Annotated in this window: 10 protein-coding genes; 8 read left to right on the top strand and 2 right to left on the bottom strand. The window is 58.2% G+C overall.

Annotated features, from left to right (window positions below; all coding sequences use genetic code 11):
• Together folE and FAES_RS14720 are read right to left on the bottom strand one after the other, a co-directional pair.
• Positions 1-768, bottom strand: a complete 768-nt coding sequence (gene folE, locus FAES_RS14725) for a GTP cyclohydrolase I FolE (RefSeq protein ID WP_015332028.1) — start codon at positions 766-768, stop codon at positions 1-3.
• Positions 731-1165 (bottom strand): 6-pyruvoyl trahydropterin synthase family protein, encoded by a 435-nt coding sequence (locus FAES_RS14720; RefSeq protein WP_015332027.1) that lies wholly within the window; start codon positions 1163-1165, stop codon positions 731-733. Before FAES_RS14720 ends, folE begins: the two co-directional genes overlap by 38 nt.
• A gap of 306 nt (positions 1166-1471) precedes the next feature.
• Here FAES_RS14720 and FAES_RS14715 point away from each other — a divergent pair, with 306 nt between their 5' ends.
• From FAES_RS14715 to FAES_RS14680, 8 genes are all read left to right on the top strand, one after another.
• Positions 1472-2902, top strand: coding sequence for a Gfo/Idh/MocA family protein (locus FAES_RS14715; RefSeq protein WP_015332026.1), 1431 nt, complete (start codon positions 1472-1474; stop codon positions 2900-2902).
• Positions 2903-3018: 116 nt separating this feature from the next.
• On the top strand, positions 3019-3837 hold the full coding sequence (locus FAES_RS14710) for an aldo/keto reductase (protein ID WP_015332025.1): 819 nt from the start codon (positions 3019-3021) through the stop codon (positions 3835-3837).
• A 101-nt stretch (positions 3838-3938) separates the two neighbouring features.
• Positions 3939-5162 carry a Gfo/Idh/MocA family protein gene (locus tag FAES_RS14705; RefSeq protein ID WP_015332024.1) on the top strand — a complete coding sequence of 408 codons (1224 nt, stop codon included), beginning with the start codon at positions 3939-3941 and terminating at the stop codon, positions 5160-5162.
• Between the two features lie 162 nt (positions 5163-5324).
• A complete protein-coding gene (locus FAES_RS14700; protein WP_015332023.1) occupies positions 5325-8276 on the top strand; it encodes an ABC transporter permease in 2952 nt (983 codons plus the stop codon).
• Positions 8277-8348: 72 nt separating this feature from the next.
• Positions 8349-9188, top strand: a complete 840-nt coding sequence (locus FAES_RS14695) for a hypothetical protein (RefSeq protein ID WP_015332022.1) — start codon at positions 8349-8351, stop codon at positions 9186-9188.
• Positions 9189-9288: 100 nt separating this feature from the next.
• Entirely contained in the window at positions 9289-10323 is a 1035-nt protein-coding gene (locus FAES_RS14690; protein WP_148289370.1) for a hypothetical protein, read from the top strand.
• 168 nt (positions 10324-10491) lie between these two features.
• Positions 10492-10941 (top strand): response regulator, encoded by a 450-nt coding sequence (locus FAES_RS29015; protein ID WP_015332020.1) that lies wholly within the window; start codon positions 10492-10494, stop codon positions 10939-10941.
• A gap of 182 nt (positions 10942-11123) precedes the next feature.
• Positions 11124-12644, top strand: a complete 1521-nt coding sequence (locus tag FAES_RS14680) for a malate:quinone oxidoreductase (protein ID WP_041258980.1) — start codon at positions 11124-11126, stop codon at positions 12642-12644.
• Positions 12645-12793: the final 149 nt, after the last annotated feature.

The raw sequence follows: 12793 nt of genomic DNA, 5'->3' as shown, positions 1-12793 counted from the left end.
TTACATTGTTGGCTTGGCCATGCCTACGTATTTCAAAAACTCCTGTTTCGTGGCTTCGTCCTCGAACTTGCCACTGTAGGCAGCCGTCAGCGTCGACGAAGCCGTGTCATTGACCCCGCGGGTCGATACACACAGGTGGGCCGCGTCGATAATGACGGCCACGTCGTCGGTTTGCAGCGCCCGCTTCAGTTCGTCGGCAATCTGCATTGTCAGGCGTTCCTGCACCTGCGGGCGTTTGGCGTAATACTGCACAATCCGGTTCAGTTTCGACAGGCCGATTACCTTACCGCTACTGATATACGCCACGTGTGCTTTTCCAATAATGGGCACGAAATGGTGCTCGCAATACGACTGCACCGTAATGTCGCGCTCCACCAGCATCTGGTTATACTGGTACTTATTGTCGAAGAGCGTCGTGCTGGGTTTGTTGGCGGGGTTGAGGCCCTTGAACGTCTCGTTGACGTACATTTTAGCCACCCGGCGCGGCGTTCCTTTCAGGCTGTCGTCCGTCAGGTCGAGGCCCAGAATGGTCATGATTTCGCGAAAATGGGCTTCAATCAGATCGATTTTCAGGTCGTCGTCCAGATCGAAAGCGTCTGGGCGTAAAGGCGTTTCCAGATTGGCCAGGGCGTGATTATCCCCCATTTCGTCAACCAGTTCGTCCGACAAACCGTGGGTAGCATGGCCGTTTTTGTGGCCGTTAAGGTGGATGCCGTTGGAAGCGGCACCATTAGACGGGGTATTCAACGAAGTTCCGTTCGGTTTCATGCAGACGAATTTTCAGATCGAGCGACGGCTCAATGTGTTTTCTTAGAATCGTGTAAATGACAATGGCGATGTTTTCGGCCGACGGATTAAGGTCGCGAAACTCGTCGGTGTCGAGGTTCAGGTTTTTGTGATCGAAGCGGTCGGTTACCTGCGTCTTTATCAGGTCACCCAGCACTTTCATGTCGATCACATAGCCCGTTTCCGGGTCAATCGGGCCAACCACCTGCACGGTCAGTTCGTAGTTATGGCCGTGGTAATTGGGGTTGTTGCACTTGCCGTAGACACGGGTATTTTTCTCGTCTGACCAATTTGGATTGTTCAGGCGATGGGCGGCGTTGAAATGCTCCTTCCGGAACACAGCTACCCGTGGAGCCTCGGCTCCGTTGGGATCCATCATGGTAGGTTTCTAATCAAAATCGGTTCAACCTGTCGTAAGAAAGTATGTCTTCAACACAGGCAGACCTTAGAGCGGGGTCACTTCGTACTGATCGTCACCGGCCAAAATTCGTCGCTCACAGGCGTGCAATGGTCAGATAGATAACCCGCCGCGCGCTGATCTTGTTCAACTTTTACTCACAAAGATTAAACAAAATACGGGTTCTATCTGGGCAGTAACGTAACGGACCCTCCGCTCAAATCGTTCATTAAAACCTCGGCGCTTCGTCGTATGTTTACCTCTAGGTAACGACTCACTACCCTCCCCATGCCGAACCGTTCTACGCGCCGTGTTTTCCTGCGTGATGCCGCTTTTGCGGCCGCCCTCGTCCCCAGTAGCCTGTCTGGTTTTGGCGGGGTACCCAGCCTGCTGACTAACGCAAGGCCCGGTTCACTTATGGCCGACGACAAGCCCGTTCGGCTCGGTTTCATCGGTACGGGCTTCCGCGGCCGCGACCACATCCAGCAGGCGCTCTACCGCCCCGACGTGCAGATTCCCGCCATCTGCGATACCAGCGACGAGGCCATACAGCAAACCCTTGCCCTGTTCGATAAGCTCGGCAAACCCCGCCCGGTCGTGTACGGCAACGGTGGGGGCGCTCGCCGGGATGAAGCCTTCAAAGAGCTGCTCAAACGCGACGATATCGATGGGGTGGTGATCGCTACGCCCTGGGAGTGGCACACGCCAATGGCCGTCGAAACCATGAAAGCCGGCAAATACGCTGGCGTGGAAGTCTCGGCGACGGTCACGCTCAACGAGTCGTGGGATTTGGTGAATACGTTTGAGAAAACGGGGTCGCCCTGCATGATTCTGGAGAATGTCTGCTATCGGCGCGATGTGCTAATGGTGCTGAACATGATCCGACAGGGGCTGTTTGGCGAAATGACGTATGCCCACTGCGGCTACCAGCACGACCTGCGGGCGGTGAAGTTCAACGACGGCAAACACTATGCCGGCGGGGGTGTCGAGTTTGGCGCGAAGGGCTACGCGGAGGCCCGCTGGCGCACGCAGCACTCCGTCGACCGCAACGGCGATATCTACCCCACCCACGGGCTGGGGCCGGTGGCGCACTGGCTCAACATCAACCGGGGCAACCGCTTCACGGCCCTGAGCAGCACCGCTACCAAGAGCCGGGGCCTGCACAAATACGTCGTCGACAATGGCGGGGCCAATCACCCGAATGCCAACGTCAACTTCAAGCTGGGCGATGTGGTCACGACCATGCTCCAGTGCGCCAACGGCGAAACCATCGTGATTATCCACGACACCAATTCGCCCCGCCCCTACTCGCTGGGTTTCCGGGCGCAGGGCACCGAAGGCATCTGGATGGACGATAACGACAGTGTGTTTTTTCAGAACCGCACGGCCAAAGGCGACAAGCCCAAAGCCCATAGCTGGGAACCGTTTGCGGCCTACGAAGCCGAATTTGATCATCCGCTCTGGAAGAAACACGCCGCCAATGCCGACAAAGCGGGCCACGGCGGGATCGACTTCTTCGTGATGCGGGCGTTTATCGAAGCGGTGAAATACAAAACCCAGCCCCCCATCGACGTCTACGACGCGGCCGTCTGGAGCGCCATCAGCCCCTTATCGGAAAAGAGCATCGCCAAAGGCGGGCAGCTCGTCGAGGTCCCCGATTTCACCCGCGGCAAGTGGAAAACCAACGCCCCCATCTTCGCCCTAAACGATGCCTTTTAAATGAATTTAAATGAATAATGTACGATGCACAATGAGTTTACGTTAGCAGTCCGCCGCCCGGCCTCATTGTGCATTGTACATCGTACATTATTCATTATTTATCCACCTCCCCTACCATGACCATTCCTTCCGTTACCTTAAATAACGGCGTTACGATGCCGTTGCTGGGCCTGGGTGTGTATGCGCCGAAGCAGCGTAACGACGTCCAGCAAGCCGTGGAAGATGCCCTTGCGCTGGGCTGTCGCCTCATCGACACGGCGGCGATCTACGGTAACGAACGCGACGTAGCCGCCGCGCTCGCGGCCAGCAACGTACCCAGAAACGAGGTTTTCATCACCACCAAAGTCTGGAACGCCGATCATGGCTTCGACAGCACGTTGCGCGCGTTCGACGAGAGCCTGACCAAGCTGGGTCTCGACGTGGTCGACCTGTACCTGATTCACTGGCCCATCCGCGAACACCGGCGCGATACCTGGCGGGCACTCGAACGGCTCTACGCCGAGGGACGTACCCGGGCCATCGGGGTCTCCAACTATTACCCGCCCCACCTCGACGAACTCTTCGAGACCGCTACCGTGACGCCCGCCGTCAACCAGATCGAGTTCAGCCCCTACTGCTACGTACCTGAGGTGCTCGACTACTGCCGGGCGAAGGGCATTCAGTTGGAAGGCTACGCGCCGCTGGTGCGGGGGCAGAAGCAGCACGACCCGCGGCTGGTCGCTATCGCCGAACGCTACGGAAAGAGTACCTACCAGATCCTGGTGCGCTGGTCGGTGCAACACGGCGTGGTGACCATCCCGAAGTCGGTTCACAAAGACCGGATCCGGGCGAATTTCGACGTGTTCGACTTCGAACTCACCGAGGCCGACTTCCAGCAACTCAATACCTTCTTCGACAACACCCGCATCGCCGACCACCCGATGGATTATTTGTAAGGGTGGTTCAGTTCCCCCGCCGCTGGATAGAAAATCAAGACCGGTCGGCTAGGTTATGCGTAAAGAGAGGAAAGCCGGATGCGGCGCAAACGCCTCTTTTTATGCAACAAGCCAAGCCTCTGTTCGAAAGCCCGCAGGCCCGTCGGGCGTTTTTGCAGCGAATGGGCCTCACTGCCCTCACGTTGCCTTCGTTGAGTCTCTATAACTGCGCCGGTAGCAGCGCTGACAGCAACGGCGAATCTACCGATTCGACTACGCAGACAGCAGCGGGGCAGACGATAAAAAAGCTAGGGATTGCGCTGGTTGGGCTAGGCAAATACAGCGAAGGCCAGCTGGGACCCGCCCTCCAGGAAACCCAGTACTGCCGCCTCACGGGCATCGTGACGGGCACGCCCAACAAGGCTAAAACCTGGAAGCAGACCTACAACATCCCGGACAAAAACATCTATACCTACCAGACGTTCGACCAGATCGCGACTAACCCCGCCATCGACATTGTGTATGTGGTGCTACCCAATGCCCTACACGCCGACTTTGTGGTGCGGGCGGCAAAAGCGGGGAAGCACGTGATCTGCGAGAAACCGATGGCTACCACCACCGCCGACGCCCGGCGCATGATTGCCGCCTGCAAAGCTGCGGGCAAGCAACTGTCGGTGGGCTACCGGCTGCACGTTGAGCCGCACAACCAGAACATGATGGAGTTGGGCCAACGGCAGCTTTTTGGGCCGGTTCGCCACCTCGTCGCTGAAAACGGTCAGAAAGAAGGCTACGACACGCCCTGGCGGCTCAATAAGGCCCTGGCGGGTGGCGGCCCGCTGCCCGATGTGGGCATTTATTGCCTACAAGGGTCCCTCTATACGAAAGGGCAGTTACCCGTGTCGGTGACGGCCCGGTTTCACCCCATCACCGACCGGGAGAAGTTCACGGAGGTGGAAGAAGGCATGACGTTTCAGCTTCAGTTTGCCGATGGCACAGTGGCCGACTGCCGCACCAGCTACAACGATACCTACAATAAACTTCGCGCCGAAGCGGCCAAGGGCTGGTTTGAACTGGAACCGGCCTACGGCTACGGGGGCATTCGGGGCAAAACGAGCCGGGGCAACATGAAGCTGGACAATGTGAACCAGCAAGCCCGACAGATGGATGCCTTTGCGCAGTGCGTACTGAATGGCACGCCCACGACCCTACCCGGCGAACTGGGCCTGCGCGACGTGCAGCTGATCGAAGCGATTTACGAGGCGGCCCGAACCGGCAAAAAAGTAGCCACCCGCCACATACAGCCCGTTGTCGATCAGCAATACATCCGCCAGTACGCCCGCCTGTAGCCTTTTCCATCACTACGTGACGGCTGGTCGATTACCACTCTCAACGAAGAAAAGGTAAACCGATCGAACTTATCCAGTGACTATTTTGCGATCAATGAATCCGTTATCGCCAACTGGGCACGTACCTAGTTGGCGATAACGGCTCTAACCGGCAATTATGTCATGTACGATTGGCTTATTCCCGTCCGTTTTGCGCTTCGCTACCAGTTCCGTCAACCCCTGTTTTGGGCCTTGCTCGCGCTGATGCTGGCGCAGGGGGCGCTGACGGCGCTGCTCACCTTCCACCAACTGGCCGACGTACGCCTGTTGACCAACGCGCCAGTCTTGTTCTACGGAGCCTTTACCAACCTGGGGCCGCTGCTGATTACTTCGGTGGCCTTGCTGACGGGGCAAACCCTGCTCCGCGACCGCGAGCATCGCGTAGGTACGTACCTGTATGCCTTACCCCTTCAGGCCCGAACCTACTTCCTGGGGCACTTTCTGGGTACGTTGGCCGTGGGGGTATTGCTGGGGCTTAGCTACACGCTCGGTGTGCTAACCCTGCCGATTTGGATCAACACGCCGGTGGGTGCGGCGAACACCACCTGGACGGACTTCCCGCTACTGGCTCTGCTCGACGGCTTCGGCTGGCTACTACTGCCCAACGTGTTGATCATTACCTGCCTTTCGTTTGCCCTGACTGCGTTGTTGCGGCACATTGCCGGCGCTTACCTCACCCTGCTTGCCCTCACGCTGGGATCGACGCTGTTGCAGTTGGGCTATTCGGCCGTTGTCGACCTCGACTGGATGCAGGTGCTTGACCCGTTCGGGATGCTGGCGATCCGGCAGGCGGTAGAGAACCTCCCAATCAGTGACAAGAACACCACCCTGCCCGGCTGGCCGGCGTTGCTGTTCATCAACCGCCTGCTCTGGCTGGGCCTTAGCGGCTGGCTGCTGACCCGCGCCGACGCCCGGCTCTCCTTCCCCTACTGGCTCGATCAGGGGCCTGTGTTTCCCAACTTATCGCGCCGCTGGATGCAGCTGATGAAAAGCTGGAACAACACGAACAAACAGGCTGATCAGGGCGTCGTTGCCGACACCTCGTTCCTTGCTTCGGCTCCACTACCCATCGTCAAACCCGAAGTGGCGGGCCTGCTGGTTTCGTGGCGCATCGTGGTGCGGCTGGCCTGGACCGATGTACGCTGGCTGGTCCGCCAACCGGCCTTGCTGGTGGCCTTGCTGTTGCTCGTGCTGGGCATTCTGGGCTACGCCAATGGGCTGGGCGATGTCCCCACCGATGCGCTGGCCAGCGGCCAACGGTTACTTCCGTTCACCTCGCGCATGACGTTCGTTCGCATACCCATGCACCTGTATATCAGCCTGTTTCTCGTCGTTTTTACGGGCGAACTACTGCATCGGGAACGGACCACCAACCTCTGGCTGCTCACCGACGCCACGCCCCAGCCCAACTGGATACGGCTGCTGGGCAAAGCCGGAGCGCTGTTTGTACTGGCAACGGCCCTGACGGTCCTGATTTTTCTGACGGGCGTTTACCTCCAATGGTCCAACGGGCAAACGCCCATCGACTGGCGATTGTATGCCACGGATTTGCTGGCCGATGGGCTACTTCGCTACGCCCAGCTTATTGCATTGGCGGTGCTGGTGCAAAGCATCGTACCCAACCGGTTTGCGGGTCATCTGGTGCTGCTCATCGGTTTAGGCAGTCTGGCCTACCTCAACAGCTCAACGGCGGCAACGGTGTGGCCCAACGGGCAATGGCTGTATAGCTACCTGCCCGGCTCAGACCAGTATTCCGAATTGACGGGCTACCGAGGTCTATCCGCTGTTCGCAACGGGCTGGCGGTGCTGTGGTCGGTGGTGGGCGCGGGGTTGCTGTTGCTGGCGACCCGGCTCGCGCAACGCGGCGAATGGGTGGGTCTGCCCCGGTTGCTCACTCGCTTTCGGGCCAGCCTGACCCCAACGTACCTGACCATACTGACGCTTGTCGTTCTGGCAACCATCGGCTGCATCGACTGGCTATATACTCTTGACAATCAGACAACTACCAATACACGCATTACACCCTACACCACCACAACGGAGCAGGTGAGCGTGGGCGCGCAGCGGATCAACGTGCAGTATCATTACGTACATCCGCAAAACCGCGCGGCCATTCAGCTGGCCGTTAGGCGGGCCTTGCAACAGGGGTCACGCTGGCTGGGTACGTTCCCGACCGAGACGCTGCATGTTACGGAAACGCCCTTTACGACGCCGATGGCAGGGCCTGTTGCCGGGCTCCCACGTCGCGGCCAGATTCGGCTGTCGGAGCGTGAGGGCTGGATGACTAACACCGCCCGGCTCACCGACGCTGGCTGGCTCGATATGGCCGTGACCAAACAGGTGCTGAACCAATGGCTCGCCGCTGGCCTGAAACCGACCCCCCACCCGAATGGCCTGCTGACCGACGGGCTCGCCACGTACTTGGCTACCCGCATTGTGCAGCAACACCGCGGCGACGACTGGCTAACTATCCAGCTGGCGCAGTTCGACGCCCTCTACCGGCGCGGGCGTGGTCAACAGCTCAAGCGGGAGCCGACCGTGAGCGACGCCCCCGCCGCCTCGTATGTGGCGACGGCCAAAGCTCCCCTTTCGCTTACCTGCATCGGCGAAGTCTGGGGACACGAGTCGCTTTGTCGGCAGATTGGGCAGTACCATCAGCAGCACCCGGCGGGCAATCCGGCTGGGTACGTAGCTGCCCTGCACAACGCCCTCCCCGACTCGCTCCGATACGCCACCACGTACCTGACCGAGCGCCCTGGTTTCAGTATGGCCGTGGGCGCAATCGGGCATTATGACGACCGCCTTGGTGTACACATCGTCGCTCACAAATACCTCGACGATGGGCTCGGCGCTATGCAGGAGCGGCTCCTCAACGACTACGTACCGCTGGCCCTGCTCGACAACCGCGGGCAGGTCATCCACCGGCAACTGGTGAAACCCTCCACCGCCGGGCGTGAGGATAAGGCCTTCTGGCTACCCCGTCCCGACAACGCTGTTGCCGTTGTGATCGACCCACTGGGGGCCTGGTCGGATGTGAACCGATTCGATAACCGCAAAATCCTCGTTCGCCGCTGAGCCGGTTCTGGTTTAACCCGTTCTCCACTTACCTTTTCGGGCCGTTTCGGATCGAATCGGTCAATCATCCCTATGAGCAACAGACGCACAAAACCTGCCTCGCTTGGCCTGTTGAGCCTTCTTGGGCTGTTGCTGCTGACAGGCTGTTGGCGCGAACCGACCGAGCAATCGCGTGCCGCCATCAGCGCAGCGCAGTCATCAATACTGGGTACGTTCTATGTGGCCCGCATCAACGTGTATAACAAAGCCCGCGGGATGACCGATGCTGAAAACGCCGCGATTCAGCAGTTGGCCGCCACCCTGGGCCACGGCTTGCTGCATTTTGACTCGACGGGGTTTTGCCAGTCTATTTATTACGGGCGCTACACCCGAGACCGCTACCTGGTGCAGGGCACAAACCTGTCTATTCGGGACAGCACCTTTCGCGATTTGGACCTGAGACCAAATGGGTTTTCCATGCGGCTGGGCAAACGGGTCAACGGTAAACCCGTCGATCTGGAATACCGTGCCTACCGGCTGAATCTGGGTAAGGACGCTAACCGATTTCTCGAACTGGCCAACACCATTTTCAGGAAGCCCGCCGCCCCCCAATCCGACGAACAGATTCGGCAACGGGTAAAGCATACACTGACCTTTTACGCGCTCTTTTTTCGAGCCATCCACGACAGCCACATCATCCTGTTCAAGCCGGGCATCGTCAACCTGCCCATCAACTTTTACTACGGGGCAATTGCGCTCACGCCCTTCTCCGCTACCGACGCCTGGGCGACGCTATACGCCACCCCCGATGACGCCGCCAAAGCCTACGCTCTGCTGGAAGAGGCCGTCGCCAAAAATGGCCGGTTCCGTCACCGGCGTTCCTTCGCACTGGGTTTTTCGACCGTCCTCAACGAAACCGCCAGCCATCTATAATTAGCCAATTTCGATGCTACAAAACAGGCTACCAACCAGACCATTTGGGCTACTGTTCGCCACGGCTATCTGCCTGATCACCGGTTTACTGACTCCCGCTGTGAAAGCCCAATCCGTCGATTTCGAGCCGCTCATCAAGGAAATCACCGAGACAAGGCGGCTATTAAGACAAAAGGACAGCCTAAGCCTACCGGTGCTGTATGAAGGGCGGGGTTACCGGATTGAGCTTAGTCCGAATCCCATACCGTTTACCGTCCAACAGACGACGGTCGAAACCGGCGCTGATCGAGCCCACGCCGCTTCCTACTCAGTTATTTATGAGAACCGGCTGGTGAGTCTCTTCGATTCGGTAGGCTTTATCTGCCTGACGCTGCCCACTCTGGTGCGCGACCGGGACTATGAGAAGCGCCTCAACACGAAGTCTTTCCAGTACCACTGCCTGCTCAACGGGCAGTTGGTTGGCTTCTCGAATGGCCGCTATTACGCCCTGAACAGCAAGGGCAAATGGCGTCCCTACGCCGACAACGTACCTATGGGTCGGCAACCCAAACTCGCCGAAGACGACCGCTATATTGTCTTCGGGCGGAGCCACGGCGAGTGGGGCGGTACGCTTTATTTTTACGACAAAGCGAGCCGCGAAGTCCACTTAACCGGTAGCAGTGAGGCCAACACGATCCGGAAAGAAGGCGATACCTACCTGGTCCTGAGCAGCTCCGGGCATGGCGTTGGTGGGGCATTCCTTAGACAGATTAGCGCGCCAAATACGTTGCCCGTAACCACCCTGGCCGATAAAAACGATATGGTGGCGGGCTATGCGCTGGGCAATACAGCACCCCCACCCGCGCCATCCGATATCCGCTTTCGGTATGACGGCATTCAACTCTGGTCTATGTTTTCTGTCCAGGACCGGCCGCTCTATCTACTGCGCTGGCTCGGGAATACGCTGCTGGCAGAGCGCGATGGTGACGTGTTCAAACTGGTTTACCCCCTTCTGTTCAAGCCGTTTTACGCCCATAACCCCATCACGACCACCTACGGACGCTATACGCTGATCAACTATGCCGACACTCGGGGCGAAGTCGGTTGCCTGCTCATCGACGGCCTCACGATCAACTGGCTCAACTGGTCCATGTGATAAACTTGGCTGGGCCTATTCCAACCAATATGTAAGCAGCAACAGCCAATCTATCAATTAGATACAGACGTACCAGTCGATCATTTTTTTGGCCAGTACACTTAATTTATTGGTATTACTAGACAAAGCCCATAGTTTAATTGCGAAACCCAGCAACCCAGTTTCGTAATGACACCTTCCCTCAATAACCCTGGTTTCCACCCTAAGCCTGACGTCCGGCAGACGCAGGTTATGCTCATTGACGATAATATCGATCAACTCGCCCTGTTGCATCAGGCTATCCGGCGGGGGTTGCCCAACCTGAAAGTCATCCCGGCCGCTACGGGCGTCGAAGCGCTCGTTTACCTGGAGTCGCATGCGCATCAGCCCTGGGCAATGCCCAAACTCATTCTGCTCGACCTGTACCTGCCCCGCCGCGAAGATGGCTGGCACACCCTGCTGGGCATTCAGCAACTGCCGCCGCCCTTCAACCGTATTCCCGTGATTATCCTCAGCGCCTCCAACGATCAGGACGATATCCGCGCAGCGTACCGGCGCGGTTGCCTAACGTACCTGATCAAGCCCACAACCACCGTGGGCTGGCAAGCCTACTGCAATACGCTGACGAGCTTGTGGTAACAGCAGCGACGCTGTTAGGTCCATTTCCCGTTGCTTTTAAAGGGCAAACCTGCCCATCGTCCAACTTCTTCTCGACAGGTTGCTATCGGGAAATGAAATCCGCAGAAACTGCTTTTTTTAGGAACAAGCCGACCCTGATTTTGGTCTTTATGCTGACGGGCCACGGCCGGTCAACTAATCGCATGGGAAAACGTAAAGACGCTCACGTTCAATCTTCTGACGTCATTTTAATCGGGGCGGGTATCATGAGTGCCACCCTGGGGGTAATGCTGAAAGAGCTTAACCCCAACATTACCATCCAAATTTATGAGCGGCTCGATCAGGCCGCCGCAGAAAGCTCCGACGCCTGGAACAACGCAGGCACGGGCCACTCGGCTTTTTGCGAACTCAATTACACACCCGAACGGCAGGACGGCACCATCGAAACCTCGAAGGCGGTGAAAATCGCCGAGTCGTTCGAGCAGTCGAAGCAGTTTTGGGCGCATCTGGTCGAGGAAGGTTTTCTGAAAGATGCCCCCAACTTCATCCGTCAGATTCCGCACATGAGCTTTGTCTGGGGCGATGACAACGTCAGTTACCTGCGCCGCCGCTACGAGGCCATGCAACAGTCGCACCTGTTTGCGGGCATGCAGTACAGCGAAAATCCCGCGCAGATTGCCGAATGGACGCCGTTGGTGATGCAGCACCGCGATCCGGCGCAGCCCGTGGCGGCAACCCGCATGGAGATTGGCACCGACGTAAACTTCGGGGCGCTCACGCGGGCGATGTTCCGGCGGCTGGAAGAAATGCCGGGCGTGTCGATGCACTTTGCGCACGATGTGAGCGAAATCTGGCGGTCGAAAACGCTGGGTGGCTGGAAGATCCGCGTCGAAAACGTGACGACCGGGGCCGAGCGCGACGTGCACGCCAATTTTGTCTTTATCGGTGCCGGTGGCGGTTCGCTGCGGCTACTCGAAAAATCAAATATTCCCGAAAGCAAGGGCTACGGTGGCTTCCCCGTCAGCGGGCAGTGGCTGCGTTGCACCAACCGGGCAATCATCGATCAGCACCACGCCAAAGTCTACGGCAAAGCGTCGGTGGGGGCGCCGCCAATGTCGGTGCCGCACCTCGACACGCGCATGATCGACGGGAAACAGGAACTGCTGTTTGGGCCGTATGCCGGTTTCTCGACCAAGTTCCTGAAGAACGGGTCGTATGCCGATCTGCCCAAGTCGATTCAGATGAGCAACCTCGCGCCGATGCTGATGGCCGGGATGCACAACCTGGCCTTGACCCGCTACCTGATTCAGCAGGTGATGCAATCACCCGACGACCGGCTGGCGGCCCTGCGCGAGTATTTCCCCGACGCTCAGATGGGCGATTGGGAACTGGAAGTAGCCGGGCAACGGGTGCAGGTCATCAAGAAAGACGATGAAGAAGGTGGTGTGCTCGAATTCGGTACCGAAGTAGTGAATGCCGCCGATGGCAGCATCGCGGCCCTGCTGGGGGCTTCGCCGGGTGCGTCAACCGCCGTTTCGATCATGATCGATCTGCTCAACAAATGCTTCCCCGAACAGATGCAAACCGAAGCCTGGCAGGCCAAATTCCGGGAGATGATCCCGAGCTTTGGGCAGTCGCTGGCCAAGGATGCGGCCCTGCTTCAGCAGGTACGTCAGCATACGGGGCAGGTGTTGGGCCTGAGCCAGTTTGAGTACACGACATAACCTTACTTTTTACAGTTACCAGAAAGGCCTGTTCCGCTAGCGGGGCAGGCTTTTTTTGTGACAACGCCTTCCGCTAGCCGGTCAGCGGCGATTTATGCCATCATTCTGATTCGGCCGCTGCTCGTGTCTCTGTTTGGTGCCTGTATTTA

Source organism: Fibrella aestuarina BUZ 2 (assembly GCF_000331105.1).
GTDB classification, from domain to species: Bacteria; Bacteroidota; Bacteroidia; order Cytophagales; family Spirosomataceae; genus Fibrella; species Fibrella aestuarina.
Note: the sequence above shows the minus strand (reverse complement) of the source record. Positions and strands in the feature narration are given on the sequence as shown.